This is a genomic window from Dactylosporangium vinaceum (genome assembly GCF_019904175.1).
Taxonomy (GTDB): Bacteria; Actinomycetota; Actinomycetes; order Mycobacteriales; family Micromonosporaceae; genus Dactylosporangium; species Dactylosporangium vinaceum.
This window is the reverse complement of the sequence record NZ_CP061913.1, coordinates 10,215,950-10,234,656: the sequence shown is the minus strand read 5'-3', so window position 1 is coordinate 10,234,656 and position 18,707 is coordinate 10,215,950. Positions and strand designations below refer to the sequence as shown.

General features: G+C 69.1%; 17 protein-coding genes. 8 read left to right on the top strand and 9 right to left on the bottom strand.

Translation table 11 applies throughout. The features are described 5' to 3' along the window. Nucleotides 1-75: 75 nt before the first annotated feature. The 3 genes from Dvina_RS45930 to Dvina_RS45920 form a co-directional block, all read right to left on the bottom strand. Complete coding sequence (locus Dvina_RS45930) at nucleotides 76-741, bottom strand: response regulator transcription factor (RefSeq protein WP_223097684.1); 666 nt, start codon at nucleotides 739-741, stop codon at nucleotides 76-78. Next, nucleotides 738-2,171 (bottom strand): sensor histidine kinase, encoded by a 1,434-nt coding sequence (locus Dvina_RS45925; protein WP_246655761.1) that lies wholly within the window; start codon nucleotides 2,169-2,171, stop codon nucleotides 738-740. Before Dvina_RS45925 ends, Dvina_RS45930 begins: the two co-directional genes overlap by 4 nt. Nucleotides 2,172-2,371: 200 nt before the next feature. Then, nucleotides 2,372-2,545: a hypothetical protein gene (locus tag Dvina_RS45920; protein ID WP_223097682.1), complete on the bottom strand. Its 174-nt coding sequence runs from the start codon at nucleotides 2,543-2,545 to the stop codon at nucleotides 2,372-2,374. A 135-nt stretch (nucleotides 2,546-2,680) separates the two neighbouring features. On the opposite strand from Dvina_RS45920, the gene Dvina_RS45915 reads away from it, so the two are divergent. Further along, nucleotides 2,681-2,875: a hypothetical protein gene (locus Dvina_RS45915; RefSeq protein ID WP_223097680.1), complete on the top strand. Its 195-nt coding sequence runs from the start codon at nucleotides 2,681-2,683 to the stop codon at nucleotides 2,873-2,875. A 470-nt stretch (nucleotides 2,876-3,345) separates the two neighbouring features. Here the strand turns inward: Dvina_RS45915 and Dvina_RS45910 are convergent, their stop codons facing one another. Then, a complete protein-coding gene (locus Dvina_RS45910; RefSeq protein WP_223097678.1) occupies nucleotides 3,346-4,590 on the bottom strand; it encodes a LeuA family protein in 1,245 nt (414 codons plus the stop codon). Nucleotides 4,591-4,599: 9 nt separating this feature from the next. Between Dvina_RS45910 and Dvina_RS45905 the strand changes: the two genes are divergently transcribed. From Dvina_RS45905 to Dvina_RS45875, 7 genes are all read left to right on the top strand, one after another. Further along, nucleotides 4,600-5,868: a citrate/2-methylcitrate synthase gene (locus Dvina_RS45905; protein ID WP_223097677.1), complete on the top strand. Its 1,269-nt coding sequence runs from the start codon at nucleotides 4,600-4,602 to the stop codon at nucleotides 5,866-5,868. A gap of 70 nt (nucleotides 5,869-5,938) precedes the next feature. Next, nucleotides 5,939-6,523, top strand: a complete 585-nt coding sequence (locus Dvina_RS45900; protein WP_223097675.1) for a hypothetical protein — start codon at nucleotides 5,939-5,941, stop codon at nucleotides 6,521-6,523. Between the two features lie 27 nt (nucleotides 6,524-6,550). Further along, on the top strand, nucleotides 6,551-8,602 hold the full coding sequence (locus Dvina_RS45895) for a M3 family metallopeptidase (RefSeq protein WP_223097673.1): 2,052 nt from the start codon (nucleotides 6,551-6,553) through the stop codon (nucleotides 8,600-8,602). 146 nt (nucleotides 8,603-8,748) lie between these two features. Further along, a complete protein-coding gene (locus Dvina_RS45890) occupies nucleotides 8,749-9,384 on the top strand; it encodes a hypothetical protein (RefSeq protein ID WP_223097671.1) in 636 nt (211 codons plus the stop codon). Between the two features lie 913 nt (nucleotides 9,385-10,297). Continuing rightward, on the top strand, nucleotides 10,298-11,029 hold the full coding sequence (locus Dvina_RS45885) for a FadR/GntR family transcriptional regulator (protein ID WP_223097665.1): 732 nt from the start codon (nucleotides 10,298-10,300) through the stop codon (nucleotides 11,027-11,029). 303 nt (nucleotides 11,030-11,332) lie between these two features. Further along, a complete protein-coding gene (locus tag Dvina_RS45880; RefSeq protein ID WP_223097663.1) occupies nucleotides 11,333-12,160 on the top strand; it encodes a sterol desaturase family protein in 828 nt (275 codons plus the stop codon). Then, entirely contained in the window at nucleotides 12,157-12,966 is an 810-nt protein-coding gene (locus tag Dvina_RS45875; protein WP_223097661.1) for a lysoplasmalogenase, read from the top strand. Before Dvina_RS45880 ends, Dvina_RS45875 begins: the two co-directional genes overlap by 4 nt. A 237-nt stretch (nucleotides 12,967-13,203) precedes the next feature. Here the strand turns inward: Dvina_RS45875 and Dvina_RS45870 are convergent, their stop codons facing one another. From Dvina_RS45870 to Dvina_RS45850, 5 genes are read right to left on the bottom strand one after another with little or no spacing between them, the layout of a single operon-like run. Continuing rightward, nucleotides 13,204-14,091, bottom strand: a complete 888-nt coding sequence (locus tag Dvina_RS45870) for a methyltransferase domain-containing protein (protein WP_223097659.1) — start codon at nucleotides 14,089-14,091, stop codon at nucleotides 13,204-13,206. 22 nt (nucleotides 14,092-14,113) lie between these two features. After that, on the bottom strand, nucleotides 14,114-14,785 hold the full coding sequence (locus Dvina_RS45865; protein ID WP_223097658.1) for a phosphatase PAP2 family protein: 672 nt from the start codon (nucleotides 14,783-14,785) through the stop codon (nucleotides 14,114-14,116). A gap of 60 nt (nucleotides 14,786-14,845) precedes the next feature. Continuing rightward, entirely contained in the window at nucleotides 14,846-16,387 is a 1,542-nt protein-coding gene (locus Dvina_RS45860) for an RICIN domain-containing protein (RefSeq protein ID WP_223097656.1), read from the bottom strand. 1 nt (nucleotide 16,388) lies between these two features. Beyond that, nucleotides 16,389-17,021, bottom strand: a complete 633-nt coding sequence (locus Dvina_RS45855; protein WP_223097654.1) for a hypothetical protein — start codon at nucleotides 17,019-17,021, stop codon at nucleotides 16,389-16,391. Continuing rightward, nucleotides 17,018-18,700, bottom strand: a complete 1,683-nt coding sequence (locus Dvina_RS45850) for a putative Ig domain-containing protein (RefSeq protein ID WP_223097652.1) — start codon at nucleotides 18,698-18,700, stop codon at nucleotides 17,018-17,020. The genes Dvina_RS45855 and Dvina_RS45850 overlap by 4 nt, the downstream gene beginning before the upstream one ends. Nucleotides 18,701-18,707: the final 7 nt, after the last annotated feature.

The following is an 18,707-nucleotide window of genomic DNA, read 5'->3' as shown; positions in this document are numbered from 1 at the left end:
ACCACGGCTCAGCGCGGCTCGCGCCTATCCCAGTGACACACTGCGCTCAATCGCCCGCTCCGCGTTGAGCCCGGCTCAGTCGCCGCGCTGAGCGGTGACGAGGCCGCTCTCGTACGCGAGGATCACCAACTGCACCCGGTCACGCACGCCGGCCTTGGCAATCGCGCGGGTGACGTGGGTCTTGGCGGTCAGCGGGCTGATGTACAGCTCGCGCGCGATCTCCTCATTGGACAGTCCACTCGCGACCAGCCGGACCACCTCGCTCTCGCGCGCGGTCAGGACGTCGAGTTGCCGCCCGGCCCCGGCGAGAGGGCGTCGCGCGAACTCGGTCACCACCCGGGCCGTCACGCTGGGTGAGAGCAGCGCATCGCCCGCCGCGACCACCCTGACCGCCCGGCGCAGTTCGTCCGGCTCGACCTCCTTGGTCAAGAAGCCGCTGGCCCCGGCCCGCAGCGCGGCGAAGACATACTCGTCTGTCTCGAATGTCGTCAGCACGATCACGCGCGTCCCGCGCAGCTCGGGATCGCCGCAGATCCGTTCGGTCGCGGCGATCCCGTCGAGCCCGGGCATCCGGATGTCCATCAACACGACGTCGGGTCGGTGGGCCCGGGCCGCCCGCACGGCCTCATCCCCAGTACCGGCCTCGGCCACCACCTCGATGTCCCGGCTGCGCCGGAGCAGACTCCCGAACCCGGCCCGCACCAGGGCCTGATCGTCGGCGAGCAGCACGCGCACGGTCATGCCGGAATTTTCGCGCGCACCGCGAACCCGCCCTCGGCCGGCCCTGCGCTGAAAGTGCCGCCAAGAGCAGTCACCCGCTCCTCGAGCCCCCGCAGACCATTGCCGACGCCGATCGAAGTCGAGCCCGATCCGTCGTCGAGGACAGTAATCGACGTGGGCGGTCCATAGTGGACCCGTACGGTGACGTGCCGGGCCGCGGCGTGCTTCACCACGTTCGTCAAGGACTCTCGGATGATTGCGGCGATCACCAGAAGTACAGGCAAAGGCACATCGTCAGGGGAGCCGTCGGCCTCCAGCACCGCGTCCAGCCCCGTCGACCGGATGCCTTCAACCAGGCCATCGAGGTCCGGCGGCATCACTGGCGGCGCAATACCGACCGTGCCGCGGACCGCGCCGCCAGCCGGGTCACCAGCCGTGCCGCGGACCGCCTCACCAGCCGCCTCGCCAGCTGCGCCGCGAACCGCCTCGCCAGATGCGCCGCGGACCGCGCCGCCAGCTGCGTCACCAGCCGCGCTGCGGACCGCTTCACCAGCCGGGTCGCTAGCCGTGCCGTCGACCGCCTCACCAGCCGCCTCGCCAGTCGCGCCGCGGACTGCGTCACCAGCTGCGTCGCCAACCGCGTCACCAGCCGTGTTGCCGACTGTGGCGTCGGGTGCGCGCAGGACGCCGACGAGCGCGGACAGGTCGGCCATCGCACGCCGGCGGACGTCCTGGGCCAGCCGGAGCGCCGCGCGGGCCTCGACCGGGTCTGAGTCCAGCGCGTCGGCCGCGACGTTGACGTGGACACCGACCACGGCGAGTGTGTGCGCGACCGCATCGTGCACCTCCTGTGCGAGCCGCAGCCGCTCGGCCGTGCGCTGTTCGTCGAGTTCGGTGCGGAGGCGCTGCAGCGATTCGGCCTGGAGGCGGCGCCAGGTGCGGTAGGCGACGGTGATCGCCAACGTGGCGCACAGCCACAGTGCGTCGGTGCCGACGGTGGCGGTCGACTCGCGGGCGGTGTGCTGGAGCACTGTCCAGTCCAGGTTGAACGCGGTAAGCACGTTGACGATCGCGATCGTGACGACCGTCGCCGTTCCGCGGGCCAGTGCGGCCTGCGCGTACAGCAGCGTGGCCGGCCACAGCCAGCCCGCCTCGGTCAGGTGCGACACGCGCAGCGCGGCCACGGTGGCGACGCCGATGACCAGGGCCGTGAGCGGATAGCGACGCTGCAGCCACAGCAGCAGTGCGAGCGTCGACGCCAGGCTGATCGGCCCCGGCGCGGTGAGCGCCGTCCCGGCTGCCGCGGACGCACTCAGCACACCCAGCACGGTGACGGTGATGAACAGTGCGGTAACGCGCCGGCTCGACGACTGTCCTGGACTTTCGTCAAGCTCGACAGTTGTGCGGCGCATCGACGATCGTCGCAGATTTTCGTCAAGGCTATCCGCCATGCGGCGGCTCGACGATCGTCCTCGACTTTCATCGGGCGTGACTGTTGTACGTCGGCTCGACGCGCGTCCTGGATCTTCATCAGACGTGACTGTTGCGCGTCGGCTCGACGACTGTCCCTGATTTTCGTCAAGGCCGCCCCTCGTGCGGCGGCTCGACGGTTGTCCTTGATTGTCGTCGGACCTGACCGTCCTGCGGCGGATCAGCGGGCGCATTGGACCACCGTCGCACGGCCGATGACGACCAGGCCGTTGCCGAGTGACTGGCGCGCATGGTCTCGCCCGGCGAACGAAGGGACGAGCAGGACGCCGATCAGCGCGGTGGCCAGACCGATCACCAGGCCGTGCATGGTGCTACTGGCAGGTGGAGTATTCATGAACCTGACGCTAGGCATCGGCGGCGAGCGAGGCGTCGTCCACGGGGAGACACCGAGGCGTACACCATTTGGTGCAGGCCCCGGCTCCCGGTATCCGGGTGGGTGCCCGGCGTAGCCGCGCCTAGCTTGGTCGACATGACAGCGCATCGCTGCGGCCGACACGTCGTGCTCGCGAACCCCGCGTCCCGCATCCCGGTCTGGATGGAGTGTGCCGTGCACCGGTTCACGCCGCTGCAGGTAACCCGGCGGTTCACGGAGATGGCGCACCGCGAGTTCAGCGACAACGAAACGCTGCGACTCGACTGGATCGTCGAGCACGCGATGCTCTGACGGGTCGCCGGACAGCGAACGTCGAGCACCAAGAGTGACAGACGGCACGAACGCCAACTGCGACAGGCGAACGCCATTGCCAAGAGCGACACGCCAACGCCGACGCCGACGCCAACGCAGACGCAGACGCCGGACGCCGGACGCCGGACGCCAAGAGCGACAGACGAACGCCAAGGTCGACAGGTGAGCGCCAACTGCCACAGGCGAGCGCCAAGGCCGGCAGTCGAACGCCGAGTGCGACAGGTGAGCGCCGGATGCAATGGGCGAGCGCCTGAAGGTGGCAGACGAACCCCGGGGCCGACAGTCGACAGCCGAGTGCTACACGCGAGCGCCGAAGCGCGACCGGCGAACGCTGAAGGGCTACCGGCGAACGCCAATAGCGACTGGCAAGCGCCAATAGCGACTGGCAAGCGCCAATAGCGACTGGCAAGCGCGAAGAGTGACAGGCGAATGCCGAAGAGCGACAGACCCTAAAGCAGGCCGGGGTACAGCAGCGAAAGCTCGTCCGGATACGCGGCGATCAACCGCAGCTCGTCGTCGGTGAGCGGCCGCCCCGTCGCCGCATTGCACAACTGCACCAGCTGGAAGGTCTTCGCCTCGTCCGTCACCTCGATGTCGAGGTCGTCCATGACGTGGCGGAAGCCGGCCAGCCCGCCGTACTCCCCGGTGAGCACGATCCGCCCCGCCCGCGCGTGCCGGTCCGAGGGGTGCGGCCCGAGCAGCTCCTCGTCGTACAGCTCGTAGTTGCGATGATCCTTGAGCGCGCCGTCCGCGTGGATGCCCGACTCGTGCGCGAAGGCGTTCGGGCCCACGCCGGGCTGGTTGTTCGGCAGTGGCTGGCCGAATGCGTACGAGGCCCAGCCCGCGAACCGGCGGGCCCAGGTCAGGTCGAGCTGATCACCGATCTGGGCCCCGTCCGGTACGCCGAATCCGTGCCGCAGCGCCAGGATGCACGAGATCAGGTCGGCGTTGCCGGAGCGCTCGCCGATCCCGTTGACGCACGTGTTGATCCAGGCGTCCTGGCCCGCGGCGAGGTCGCCGAATGTGCCCGCGAGCGAGTTGGCCACGGCCATGCCGAGATCGTTGTGGCAGTGGGTCTCGATCGGCATCCCGGTGGCCCCGGCCAGCTTCGCGAACCGCTCGCCGATCCGGCCCGGGGTGTCGCCGCCGATCGTGTCGCAGTACCGCAGCCGAGCCGCTCCGGCCTCCCGCGCGGCCAGCGCGAACTCGGTCAGGAACCCCTCGTCGGTGCGCGAGCCGTCCTCCGCGTTGACGCCGACAGTCTCGGCGCCGGCTTCGACGGCGGTCCGCACCGCCGCGACCATCTCGCGGATCAGTGCGTCCCGGTTCAGCTTGCCGCGGAACTTGTTTTGGAGCATCTGGTCCGACGTCGAGATAGAAAGGTTGTAGTGCCTCAGTCCGAGCCCGGCCGATCGCTCCACGTCGGCCACGACGGCTCGGCACCAACCCGACAATCGCAGCGACCCGAACGCGCCGGCCCGCTCCAGGGCGGTCTGCGCGCGTACGTACGGCACCTCGTGGAACAGGAACGGGAACCCGATCTCGGACTGAGCCACGCCGAGCCGGCCGAGGTAGAAGTTCACCATCGTCTTGCCGAACTTCGACAACCCGGTCCGGGCCGTCTGCACTCCGTCGCGGTTGGTGACGTCGAGGAAGTGGATACGCGGCTGGTCATCACCAGTTGACGTTGACATGGATCCAGGTTGACGATAATCCAGGATTTGTGTCAATGTCGACGAAAATCGACATGGGGGTCAGGGGCAGTGAGCAACTGGATCGAGGCCGAGCAGGCGGCCCAGCGTTTGGGGGTCAAGGCGGCGACGCTCTATACGTACGTCAGCCGGGGCATCCTCACCCGCCGCAAGGCTCCGGACGGGCGCAGCATCTTCAGCAGCGCCGAGATCGAGGAGCTGGCCCGCCGCGGGCGCCCCCGCCGGCAGGCCGGCCGCACCGAGCTCGTCATCGAGTCGGCCGTCACCATGCTCGGCGAGGACCGGCACAACTACCGCGGTCAGGACGCCATCTACCTCGCCGAATACAAGCACCCGGAAGAGGTCGCGATCCTGCTGTGGACCGGCGTCGAGCCCGATGACCGGCAGAGCGTGCGCGCCTTCGCCCCCGTTTCGGACGCCGTCAAGGTCGCCCGGGAGGCCCAGAGCGGCCTGCCGCCGGCAGTGCTGCTCCTCGAGCGGCTCCAGCTGATCGTCACCGCCCTCGCCGTGGCCGACCCGGTGCGGCTCAACCTCGACCCCGCCGTCGTCGTCGAGACCGGCCGCGGGCTGATGAGCGGCATGATCGCGGCGCTGCCCCACCACGGCCGGGTCAAGACGATCGACAGCCTTGCGATGCACGCCCAGCTGTTCTGGAAGCTGGCCAGCGCCAAAGCGGACGAGCGGCTCACCGACGTGCTGCGCTTCATCATGGTGCTGCTGGCCGACCACGAACTGGCCGCCTCCACGCTTGCCGCGCGGGTCGCCGCCTCAGTGCGGGCCGACCCCTACGCCGTGGTCGCGGCCGGCCTCGGGGTCACCAGCGGCGCGCTGCACGGCGGGGCGTCGCTCGGTGTCGAATCGATGTTGACGGAAATCAAGAAACCTGACGAAACCGCATACGTCATGGGGGAGCGGCTGCGGCGCGGCGAGCGGATCAGCGGCTTCGGGCACGCCGTCTACCGCAACGGCGACGCACGGGCCGATGCCCTGATGCAGAAGCTCAGGATGGCAGTACCCGGTCATCGTCGACTCGCCGTGGCCGAAGCGATGATCGAGGAGGCGCACCTTCGCGGGCTGCCGCCGATGAACGTCGACTTTCCGCTCGGACTGTTCACCCATCTCGCCGGCATGCCCCGGGGTGCCGGCGAGGCGATCTTCGGCATCTCCCGAACCGTCGGCTGGCTGGCGCATGCGATGGAGGAGTACAAGAAACCCACGCAATTGCGACTGCGCGCCGCCTACACGGGGCCGACGGGATAGATCGGCGCGGTTACGATCGGCATCCATGAGAGCACGGGGGCGCTGGATCACCGCATCACTGCTGACCCTGGTGGCGGCGCTCGCCGTCGCGTTCGTGATCGTTGCCGCCAGTAACCCGTGGCACTACACCGCGCTGATGCCGTGGGGACGCACCGGGGTTGCGGTGAGTATCCTGCTCGTCGCAATCTCCGGCCTCGTCCTCGCCGCGGTCCTCGTCGTGCGGGGCGTGCGCGGGCGGATCGGGCTCACCGGCGGCGCAATCGTCCTCGCACTCGCGGTGATGGGCGGGGGCGTGCTGTACGGCTCACTCGACTTCGTCGATACGGACCGCGGCCCGGCCCAGGTCGCGGCCGTCTCGCCGAGCGGGCGCTACGAGCTTGTCGCGTTCCGCGGCAGCGCGCTGTTCGGCGGTCACCAGCAGGTGATCCGGGTCCGTTCCCGGGCCGGGCTCGGCAGCCGCGAGGCCGGTGAGAACCTCGCCTGTTTCATGAGCATCGACGATGGCTGGCCGGCACCCGACAAGGTCTTGTCGGGTGTCCGATTCACCGGCGAGACCGCTGTCGAGGTGACCACCAAGGACGGCGCCACCTGGCAAACCAGCTTCGATCCCGGAACCCTTCTCGCGGTGAGCAGGCTGAGTAAGGGGTGCGAATAACGCAGCCGGGGTCGATACAGTCGGTAGGTGACCACGGACAACCCGTTCTTCGAGCCGAGTGACCTGCCATATCAGCTGCCGCCCTTTGACCGCATCGAGGTCGAGCATTATCTGCCGGCCTTCGAGCGCGGCATGGAGGAGCAGCGGGCCGAGGTCGCGGCCATCGTCGCCGAACCCGCCGCGCCGACGTTCGACAACACGCTGGTGGCCCTGGAGCGCTCGGGGCGCATCCTGCAGCGCACATCGGCCGCGTTCTTCACGCTTACCAGCTCGCACACATCGGACCGGCTCCAGGAGATCGAGGCCGAGGTGGTGCCGCGGCTGTCGGCGCACAGCGACGCGATCATGCTCGACGCCGGCCTGTATTCACGGATCAACGATCTGTACGCACGCCGCGATGAGCTGGGGCTCGACGGCGAGCAGGCGTGGCTGCTGGAGCGCTACCGCACCGAGTTCGTCCGGGCCGGCGCCGAGCTCACGGCCGAGCAGCACGAGCGGCTGCGCGCGGTCAACGCCGAGCTGGCCGGCCTGGCCACCGAGTTCGGCAACCTCGTCCGCGACGAGATGAAGGCCCGCGCCGTCATCGTCGATGACGAGGCCGCGCTCGACGGCCTGTCGTCCGACGCGATCGCGGCCGCCGCCGTGGCGGGCCGGGACCGCGGGCTCGACGGCAAGTACGCGCTCAACCTGATCCTCCCGACCGGGCAGCCGCAGCTGGCCGCGCTGCACGACCGGGACCTGCGCGAACGGCTGCACAACGCGTCCGTCGGCCGTGGCGTCGGCGGCGACAACGACACCACCGGACTGGTGCTGCGGATCGTACGGCTGCGGGCCGAGCGGGCCCGCCTGCTGGGCTACGAGCATCACGCTGCGTACAACATCTCCGACAACACGGCGCGCTCCGTCGCCGCCGTCGAGGAAATGCTGGCGAAGGTGGTACCTCCGGCGATGGCCAACGCGGCCGCGGAGGCCGACGATCTGCAGGCCGTGATCGGCGACGACTACACACTGCAACCGTGGGACTGGGCGTACTGCACCGAGCGCCTCCGCCGGGACCGTTACGCGATCGACGAGAGCGAGCTGCGGCCGTACTTCGAGCTGGAGCGCGTCCTGCACGACGGTGTCTTCTACGCCGCGGGGCAGCTCTACGGGCTGCGCTTCAGTGAGCGGTCCGACCTCAGCGCGTACCACCAAGATGCCCGGGTCTTCGAGGTTTTCGACCATGACGGCAGTCCACTCGGGCTCTTCATCGGCGACTTCTTCACGCGCCCCTCGAAGCGGGGCGGGGCGTGGGCCAACGCACTCGTGGCGCAGTCCGGGCTGTTCGGCACGTCACCGATCGTGTGCAACAACCTGAACATCAACCGGGCCCCGGAGGGCGAGCCGACATTGCTCACCCTCGATGAGGTCCGGACCATGTTCCACGAGTTCGGTCACGCTCTGCACACGCTGTTCTCGGCAGTGCAATATCCAAAGTTTGCGGGTACTCGTGTGCCGCGCGACTTCGTTGAGTACCCCTCGCAGGTCAACGAGGTGTGGATGCTGTGGCCCGAGGTGCTGGAGCACTACGCGCACCACCACATCACCGGTGACCGTCTGCCACAGGAGGTAATCGATCGCCTGCACGCGGCGGAGCAGTTCAACAAGGGGTTCTCGACTGTCGAGTACCTCGCCGCCACCCTGCTCGACCTGGCCTGGCACACGCTGAGTGTCGAGGAGGCCGAGGCGGTCACCGACGTCATGGCGTTCGAGGCCGACGCGCTGGAGCGGGCCGGTGTGGCGACGCCCCTCGTGCCGCCGCGGTACCGCACCCCCTACTTCGCGCACATCTTCAGCGGGGCCGCGTACAGCGCCGGTTACTACTCGTATCTGTGGAGCGAGGTGCTCGACGCCGACACCGTCGACTGGCTCACCGAGCGTGGCGGCCTGCGGCGTGACAGCGGCGACGCGTTCCGCGACGGCCTGCTCGCCAAGGGCGGCAGCGCCGACTCGATGGACGTGTACCGCGCGTTCCGTGGCCGTGACCCGCTGATCGAACCGCTGCTCAAGCGCCGGGGTCTGCTGAGTGACGCTGCGTAAAGTTCCTTAGCTTTCCTTAGGTTTGGTTTAAAGCGCCGGATCCCATCTTTCGGTACGGGCGCCACGTTCCCTAAGCTGTCGCGGTGCGTGGCGCCACCCCCCGGCGCAGGCGCGCGGCCGCACGTCGTCTGCACTTCAGCAGATTGATGTTGCTGACCGTGGTCAGCCTCGTCGCCTCGTTGATCAGTGTCGGTGTGTCCTGGGCGATCTTCCCCCAGTCCGCGCCGACTCCCGTCGCGGACGACACCAACTTCGACGCGGCCAAGTTCTACGAGACGCACGCCCGGGCGAACGCGGCCCGCGGCGCCGCGCAGGCCGTCGTGCCGGGCCAGCCGCTGGTGCCGAAGCCGGTGGCGGGCTTGACGCAGGAGCAGACAAACAACGCGTACATCGTGGTGCAGGTGGGCCGGCAGATGAACCTGCCCGAGCGCGCCATGGTGGTCGCGATCGCGACTGCGCTGCAGGAGACGTACCTCAAGAACCTGGCCAACCCCAAGATCCCCGCGTCGATGAAGCTCCCGCACGAGGGCACTGGCACCAACTACGACTCGCTTGGCATCTTCCAACAGCGGGCCAGCATCTGGGGCACGCCGGAGCAGCTCATGGACCCCGCGTACGCCTCGGCCAAGTTCTACACCAAACTCCAGGCCGTGAGTGGCTGGGAGAAAATGAGCATCACCAACGCCGCCCAGGCCGTCCAGCGCAGCGCCTTCGCCAGCGCCTACGCGAAGCACGCGACGAACGCCCAGAAAATCGTGGACGCCCTCAACATCGACGACTGACCCGTCACCCCCCGACCGCCGTCAGCAGGCGATCGCTGTCAGCCTTCGCCCATCGCCAGATCTCATCGGCCGCCGGCATTTCACCCATCGTCAGTGCTCGTCCATCATCAGCCTTCGCCCGGTTCGGCATACTCATCCGGCCGTCAGCGCTCGACCGTCGCCAGCCTTCGCCCGGTCGGCAGTGCTCATCCCGTCCGCCAGTGCTCGACTGTCGCCAGTGCTCGACTGTCGTCAGTGCTCGACTGTCGTCAGTGCTCGACTGTCGTCAGTGCTCGACTGTCGTCAGTGCTCGACTGTCGTCAGTGCTCGACCGTCGTCAGCGCTCGACCGCCGCCAGCCTTCGCCCGTCCGCCAGTGCTCGATCGGCCGCCAGCGCCCAACCGCCGTCAGCTTTTGCCCGTTGTCAGCCCGCTCTCGGCCGCCCGCCCTCATCGTCGCCCGCCCCGAGTCGTCGCCAGCCTTCGCGGTCGCCCGCCCCCTCGTCGGTCGCCCGGTGTCGCACGAAGTGTGGGCCCCCTCGTCGGTCGCCGGCCCCCTTCGTCGGTCGCCCACTCTCGTCGTCGCCCGCCTTGAACTGTCGTTAGCGCTCGGTTGTCTTCTGTGCTGGACAGTCGGCGGCCGGTGGACTGACAACTGGTCGACGTCGACGGTCGCTCGCCCTGCTGGACGAAACTCCATGATTTTCGTCCACATCGACGCTGCTCAAGCCAGCCAGGTCTGTGGGCGAAAATCAGTGACGTTGCGGAAATCCTCGACCTGTCCGGCTCCAGCACGCTGCAGGTGAACGGGAGTCTTGAGGTGGAGTTGCCGCAGGTAGGCGCTCGCGCATCTCCTCGGGTCGGCCAGTCCTGACGCGGCGGATAGCAATAGTTGGCACTGGTCCAACCAGTTGATAAGTGGCAGACTGCGCGGCATGGAGTTCGTGCCCGCCAGCCGTAGCTCGGTGTCCGATCACGTGTTCGCCCAGATCCGCGACGCGATCCTCGGTGGCGACTACGTGCCTGGCGCCGGCCTGCCCAGCGAGCGCGACCTGGCCGCCGCGTTCGAGGTCAATCGGCACGCGGTGCGGGAGGCGTTGCGCCGGCTGCAGCAGCTCGGGCTGGTCCGGGTCAATCAAGGCGGTGCGACGAAAGTCCTCGACTGGCGCGAGCATGCCGGACTCGACCTGGCGATGGCGGCCGGTGCGCAGGATCGGCTGCCCGTCGACAACCTGGTTCGCGACGTTCTGGAGATGCGGGCCTGCCTCGGCGCCGACGCTGCGCGGTTGTGTGCGGAGCGGGCCAGTCGACATGACCGGACGAAAATCCAGGAGGCCATCGAGTTGTACGCCGAGCAGGCCCCCGACCTCGAACGCATGGGTGCCGCCAACATCGCGCTCTGGCGCACGATTCTCTTGGGCAGCGGCAACACCGCGTACCTGCTCGCCTTCAACAGCCTCGTCGGCGGCGCGCTCGCCGTGGGCCGCGTCCCGGCCGAGCACCGCACCGCCGAACTGCTCGACATCGCCGGCCACCGCCGCCTCGGCGCCCACATCACCGCCGGCGACGCCTCGGCCGCGGAAGCCCAGGCAAAAGCGCTGTTGAACGCCCCGGTCACGCAGCGGGGCGAGCACCCCATCGGTCAGGAGGGGAGAGCTCCCGCATGATCCCCGCTTCCATCGCGCCGAAGCGCGAACACTGCATCGCTACCAGCGCCGCCCCGGCCGCCGAGTCGCAGGCCAAGGCGCTTCGGAACCCCCCGGTCACGCAGCGGCGCGAGCACCCCATCGGTCAGGAGGGGAGAGCTCCCGCATGATCCCCGCCTCCACCACGCAGAAGCGCGAATACTGCACCGCCGCCTACGACGCCCCGGCCGCGCAGCCGAGGCGAAAGCGCTCCTGAACGCCCCGGTTATGCAGCGGCGCGAATACGCCATCGGTCCCCCTTGGTCAGGAAGGAGGAGCTCCCGCATGATCCCCGCCGTGTTGTATGCCGTGCCGGCGTTCCTGCTGCTCATCATCATCGAGGCGGTCTCCTACCGCTTCCTCCCCGACGACGAAGAACGCGGCTATGAGGTCCGGGACACCGCCACCAGCCTGTCGATGGGGCTCGGTAGTCAGATCATCGGCGTGCCGTGGAAGCTGGTCGTCGCCGTGGCGTTCGCCGGGCTGTACGTCCTCACGCCGCTCAAGCTCGAGGCGTCCAGCCCGTGGACGTGGGTGATCGTGTTCTTCGCCGATGACTTCGCGTACTACTGGTTCCACCGCCTACACCACGAGGTCCGAATGTTCTGGGCCGGCCACGTCGTGCACCACTCCAGCGTCTTCTTCAACCTGAGCACGGCCCTGCGGCAGAGCTGGACGCCGATGACCTCCACGCCGTTCTGGCTGTTCCTGCCGCTGCTCGGCATCCCGCCGTGGATGGTGTTCCTACAGCAGTCGATCAGCCTGGCGTACCAGTTCTTCCTGCACAGCGAGCGCGTGGACCGGCTCTGGGCGCCGATCGAGTGGGTCTTCAACACGCCGTCGCACCACCGGGTCCACCACGGCGCGAACCAGGAGTATCTGGACCGTAACTACGGCGGCATCCTGATCGTCTGGGACCGGCTCTTCCGCACCTTCGAGCCCGAGCGCGCCCCCGTCCGCTACGGGCTGACGAAGAACATCGGCACGTACAACCCGCTGCGGGTCGCCACCCACGAGTACACCGCGATCTGGCGGGACTTCCGCGCCGCCACGAGTTGGCGGGACCGCCTGCGTTACGTATTCGGCCGGCCCGGCTGGCAGCCCGCGGCATGAGCAGGACCGTCCGGACCCTGTTCGTGCTCGTGGTCGCCGTCGAGCTGATCGGCGTCGCTACCGACGTCCGCGTCCTGCAGTGGATCGCCAAGCCGCTTATCGCGCCGGTGCTGATCTGGTGCGTAGCGAGCGGGCGGCGGGGTGAGCGGCGGCCAAACCTGTTGATCGCCGCCCTGGCCTTCGCCACGGTGGGTGACATCGTGCTGCTCGTCCCGGGTACGCTCCCGTTTGTCCTCGGCATGGCGGCATTCCTCGGTACCCAGGTCGCGTTGACGATCGCGTTCGTCAGTCGACGTCGACCAAAATCATGGACAGTCGTCGGCTATGGCGTGTTGTGGGCCGTAGTCAACGCTGGCCTCTGGAATCAACTCGGTGGGCTTCGAGTCCCGATTTTCGTCTACAGCATCGCGCTGACAGCGATGGCGTGCGCCGCGACCGTGATCTCGGCCCGCACGGGGGTCGGCGGTGCGCTGTTCCTCCTGTCCGACCTGCTGATCGGGGTCGGCGCGGCCGGCACGGACTTCCCGGGCCGCGACCTGGTGGTGATGTCGACGTACGCCGCCGCGCTCTACCTGATCGCAACCGGCGCCACCGCCCCAGGCAGTGCCGCGACGGGCAGTGCCGCGACGGGCAGTGCCGCGACGGGCAGTGCCGCGACGGGCAGTGCCGCGACGGGCAGTGCCGCGACGGGCAGCGCCGCGACGGGCAGCGCCGCGACGGGCAGCGCCGCGACGGGCAGCGGCGAGGCGGGTGGCATCGCACCGGACGGCACTGCAAGAAGCGGCACCGCAACGGCGGCGCACTAACAGGTGGCACAGCGCCAAGGAGCGGCACGTCAGCAGGCAGCTCCACAAGACAGCGCGCCCCAATAGGTGGTGCGCCACAAGGCGGCGCGTCGAGGGGTGGTGCGTCAGGAGGTGGGTGCGTACACAAGGCGGCGCGTCAAGGGTTGGTGCGCCAGGAGGTGGGTGCGTACACAAGGCGGTGCGTCAAGAGGTGGCGCGCCGAAAGGTGGTGGGCAGGAAAGCGGCGCGTCAAGAAGGTCAGTGGGCGTGGGCTGGGACCGAGATGCGCAAGCTGTCGGTCAGGACGGGGATCTCGTCGCCGGGCGCGTAGTCGAAGCGCACCCGCACCTCGTCGCCCGGTAGTACCTCGACCGGCTCGTTCACCGGTACCACCAGGTAGTTCATCGTCCAGTCGACGCTGCCCGCCGGGTCGTACGTCAGCGTCAGCAGGTTCTTGGTGATCAGGCGGACCGCGTTCACCACGGCCGGCCGCTCCGCCACGAATAGCAGGTCGGCCCCGCAGCGGGACGGGAGCGGCGAGCTGTAGAAGAACTGCTGGAACACCTGCGGCGGCGCCGCCTCGACCGTGCGGGGCTGCCGGCTCTCCGGCAGCTGGAACACCGGGGCCGGCACCGTGTACCCCATGTACGTGAAGTCCTGCTCGACCGGCTGTACCGCCTGGACCGTCGCCTCCGGCAGGAAGCGGGGGAGCGGGCCGCCCATGTGGTGCAGGTAGCGGCGCTTGAACGCCCCGATCACCTCGACCTGGCGCTCGCGCAGCAGGCCGACGTGCAGCATCTCGCACAGGACCAGGTCGATCGGCTCGTCCGGCAGGTAGTCGCGGGCGTCGGCGTGCAGGATGCGGACCGTGTCGCCAGTGGCCGCCCTCAGGGCCGAGCGGGCGGTGGCGAACACTCGCGGCTCGCACTCGATGGCGGTGACCACGCCGCCCGCGCGGGCGGCGAAGTAGCTGAGCACGCCGGTGCCGGCGCCGAGGTCGAGGACCCGCATGCCGGGCTGCACGGCTTGGGCGATGGCGTCGGCGAATGCCTGCATGCGCCGCTCGTCGGTGAGCAGCAGCGCCTGGTACTGCAGCGGGATCACATCGGCCGGGAACCCCGTGTACTCAGTGCTGAGGTGACCCATGCGCACAGGGTAGTCGGGCAAACTACGCTGTGTTGTCGGTTTTGTGGAGGTCCAGCCCGTCCCAGCCCGCGTATCCGCGCAGCCGCTGGGGCCGCCGCCGCGAGCCGACGAACAGCCAGGCGACGAGCGCCAGCGCGGCCCCGGCGAGCACGTCGATCAGGTAGTGGTGCCCGGTGAGCACCACCGACCACAGCAGCAGCCCGGCCAGCCCCACCCCGGCCACGCGTACCCAGGCCCGCGACGCGAAGGCCGCCACGGAGAGCCCGAGCACCACGTCCCAGGCGGCGTCGAGCGACGGCAGCGAGGCCAGCCCCCCGCTCACGTCCGGCGGGGCGACCGGGTAGACGACGAACGCGAACAGCGCCACCCCGGCCGTGAGCAGCATCGTGTCCCGGGCCCGGTAGTACAGCGCCGGCGCGCGCCGGGCCAGTCCGACCAACAGTGCTACGGCCAGGAGCCAGTGTCCCCAGGTGTAGAGCCACTCGCCCGCGCCCGCCCAGAGCGGCGCCGCGAACTCCCGCAGCCCCAGCGAGCGTTCCAGCCGCGCGACCGCGTCCGCGTTGTTCTGCGCCCGCCCGTCGGCCGCGCTCACGGCCCCGCGGACCGACAGGTACGCGACCGCCGCCCCGAGCCCGAGCGCCGCCTGGCGCCCGAGCGGCACCTCACCGCGCGCTGCCCCCGCCGTGATGCTCATACCGAGAGCTTTGTACTTATGCGAGTAGATGCCATCCGGCCGATGCCCTGAACCGGGCCCCTACTTTTCCCCGATGTTCTTCAGGGGCGTCGGGTCCTCGATGTTCGCCGGCGCGTTCCACTTCTGCAGCTTCGAACCGTCGCAGGTGGCCACCGTGAGCTTGCTGACAGTGGTGCTGCCCTTGAAGATGTCAGCGGCCGGCAGCTTCGGGTCGTCGAGGTTCGTCGGGCTCAGGCACATCCCCTTGTAGTCCTTGATGACGTAGCTCGCCCCGTACGTCTTCTCCTGATACGACACCGTCCACAACGTCGAGACGTCGGTGGTGGCCGGGCACGGCTTGAACGTCACGAAGTGCGACGCCGCGCCCGTCTCGAAGGTCGTCATGCAGACGTTGCCCTTCGTCTTCGAGCTGTCGTACGTGAAGATCTGCCCGGTGATGCTGCCGAGCCCGGTGCCGGTGGTGGGGACCGTGAACCGCTGGTTCCAGCCCACGTTCGCCGGGTTCGGCGCCTGCTTGCACGGCCACACGATGATGAACCCGACGGTGATGTCGAAGTTCGTCACGTCGATGCAGCGGCCGAACTGCTTGAAGTTGACGATCTGCGCGGGCGGGCCGGCCGCACCGGCGCCGACGGCCGCCTCCGGCGCGAACGTGCGGGTGTTGTCGGAGCCGCCGCACGAGGTGAGCTCGACGAACGCGCCAGGTGTGCTGGCCGACTTGGCGTGGAAGCAGAAGCTGCCCAGCGAGGTGCCGTTGGACGCGGTGGACTGGAAGCTGGAGCTGTCGTTGATGCTCCAGCGCTGGTTGTACGGCACTGTCGGCGACCCGCACACCTGGAACGCGACGAGCGTGCCGGAGACCGGGCTCGGCAGGGAGTCGAGGCACATGCCGAGCGGGTTGAGCGCGGTCTTCGACGACACCAGCTGCAGGGTCAGGTTCTTGGTGTACGCGAACGTCTGCCGCGCACTGCCCGAGCTGCACGGCTGCGTTGTCACGTTCGTGCCGACGGCGGGGGAGCCGGAGCCGGCGTCGAGGCAGTAGGCGCCGCCGAGGAACTTGACCAGGCCGCCCTCGATGTTCTCGTTGGTGAACCGGAACACGTAGGTCGCGATGAGCGTGCGCGTCGCGTTCGGCTGGAAGGCCGCGTTGAGGTTGCTCGCGTCGCCCTGGGACGTGCCCTGCGCAGTGATCAACGCGAAGTACGGGACCGAGGTCAGGTGACCGCCGGCCGGGCAGGCCAGCGGGGTCTTCGTCGAGTCCTGGAACTGCACGGAGACCTTGAACCGGCCGGGCAGCCCGCCACCGACCCCGCCCTTGAGCTCGGACCCGGCCGGGATGCAGGTGAGGCCGGAGATGACGCCGCCGGACGCGCGGATGGTGCCCAGCACCAGGTCGATGCCGGCCTGCGCGGCGTGCACCGCCTTGGCCCGGTCGGCCGTCTCGACGGTGGCGCGCAGCTGCGTGATGACGACGGGCACGATGAGCGTCGACAGCGACGTCCCGACGAGCGTCAGCATCATGGCCAGCGGCAGCGAGCCCCCGTCGCCGGAAGGCCGCCGGGTGAAGCGGGCCCGCACGCGCAGTACCAGATCGGCAAGCACTTCAGAGCCTCGCTTCCGGGCAGATGGTGTTCGGGTCCGTGCCGGCCTTGCTGTTCAGCGCGGTGAACTTGAGGTCGGTGGTGGCCAGGGTCTGGCTCCGGCCCGGGTTCGACTGGACGATGAGCACGACCTGCAGCCGCTGGAAGGCGGTGTTCTCGGTCGGCGCGATGATCGCGAACGTGCTCTTCGCACCGGGGTCCGCCGGCGGTTTGACGACGACGCTGTTGGCCAGGACCGCCCACTTGTTCACCGGCTTGGTCCCGGTCGGCCAGACCTGCCGGCGCAGCGTGTTCGTCGTCGAGTACAGCTGCAGCTGCGCACATTCGGGGGTGCCGCTGGCCGTGCCGGTGTTGATGTACTCGACAGTTGTCGTGCCGGTCACGGCGTCGATGCGCACCGGGCCGAAGCCGGCCGCGTAACGCAGCTCCCGGTCCAGCCGCAGGAACGCGTTGTTGAGCTGCGCCTGGGTCGTCGCCACGAGCTCGTTTTTGTTGCCGGCCTGGAACAGCTGGATCACGCCGGTGGTGAAGATGGCCATGACGGCCGACATGATGCCCATCGTGACGGCCATCTCCGCGAGCGTCACGCCGCGGTCGCCGCCCTGGTGCAGTACCCGCCGAATCCGCTGTTTCATGTGATGGTCCAGACGAACGCAAAGGCCGAAGTGGCGCCGGTCTTGTCGGTGACGGTCAGATTCACCACAGAGGTGCCGGCCGTGGTGGGTGTTCCGGTGATGGCTCCGGTACTCGTGTTCAGCGCCAGACCGGCCGGAAGGTTCGCGACGGCCCAGGTGTACGGCGCCGTGCCCCCAGTCGCCACCACCGTGTAGGTCAGAGCGGTGCCCTTCGGGCTCGTCTTGTCCGGTGCGGTGAGCGCGGGCGTGGTGATCCGCAGGCCGGTCGGCACCGTGACGTTCACCGGCACCACCGTCGAGTTCGTGACGCCGTTGCTGTCCTTGACGTTGACGGTGATCAGGTAGCGGGTGCCGTTCGTCACGGTGCCCGTGACGAGGCCCGCGGTGCTCATCGACAGGCCGGGCGGCAGGTAGGGCGAGGAGTACGTGTAGCTGCCCGTGCCGCCGAACGCCGTCACCGAGCCGCTGTAGGCGGTGCCCTTGGTCAGTGCGATGGGCGTTGTGGCGTTGGGGTACTGGACCGCGACCTTCGTGTTCCACTTGAACGCCGCCGTCGCTGTCTGCTTGAGCGAGTCCTTGGCGGTGACCGTCACGTTCGCGATCGCGGCCGCGCCGGTGGCGGTGCTTGTGCCCTTGATGACCCCGGTGGCCGGGTCGATCGTCAGGCCGGCCGGGAGCCCGGTCGCGGTCCAGGCCACCGGGGCCGTCCCGCCGGTGAGCGGCACCTGGTAGGCGACGGCCGATCCGGCGTCGAAGGTCTGGTCGGGCACGGTGAGCTTCGGCAGCGGGTTGACGACCCAGTTGAACGAGGCGTCGTTGGTGCTCGCGTTGTCCTTCACGACCACCCGGACCACGTAGGTGCCGGCCGTCGTCGGGGTGCCGCTGACCAGGCCGGCGTCGTTGATGGTGATGCCGGGCGGGAGACCCTCGGGCGCGGACCAGGTAAGCGGCGGGTAGGAGCTGGTCGCGGTGAGGGTCAGCGGCACGATCGGCACGCCGATGTCGCTCGCCTGGTTGCCGGGGTTGTCGGGCAGCGGCGGGGCGACGGTGACGCTCGGGTTGAAGACCGGGTCCGTGGTGGACGCGGCGACGAGCGTGTCGGTGATGAACGAGCACACGCCGCCGGCGCAGGCCCGGGTGTTCTGCCAGGTGACCGCGATGACGACCCGGTAGTACGCCAGCGGGTTGGGGATCGCCGGCGTCGGCAGGACGCAGGCCGGGTTGTTCAGCAGCTTCGTCGCGTCGACGACGCAGCTGCCCAGGAACCAGTGCCGGGTGAAGGTGGCGTCGTTGACCGGCATGACCTCGGGCTGCACCGGCAGCACCGGGTCGAGGCTGGCCGAGCCGAGCGGCAGCGTGGCGTCGGACACCAGGTTCATGGAGGCCTTGAGCTGGTTGACGTCCAGGCCCGGGATCGGGTCCGCGGTCAGCTGGGCGGTGACGTCGGACAGGCTGCGCCCGATCGGCAGTGTCGAGCCGGGCAGCGACTTGACCTGCTCGACGGCGTCGCTGGCCAGCCGGATGGCCATCTGCAGGCCGCGCTGCTTGTTGATGGTGTTGGTGGTCGAGACGAAGAACGTCGTCAGCGCGGTCATGACCACGCCCATGATGGCCAGCGACGTGAGCGTCTCGACCAGGCTGAATCCTTCATCACCGCGAGGGGAGCGGTAGAGCTTCATGGTCGCC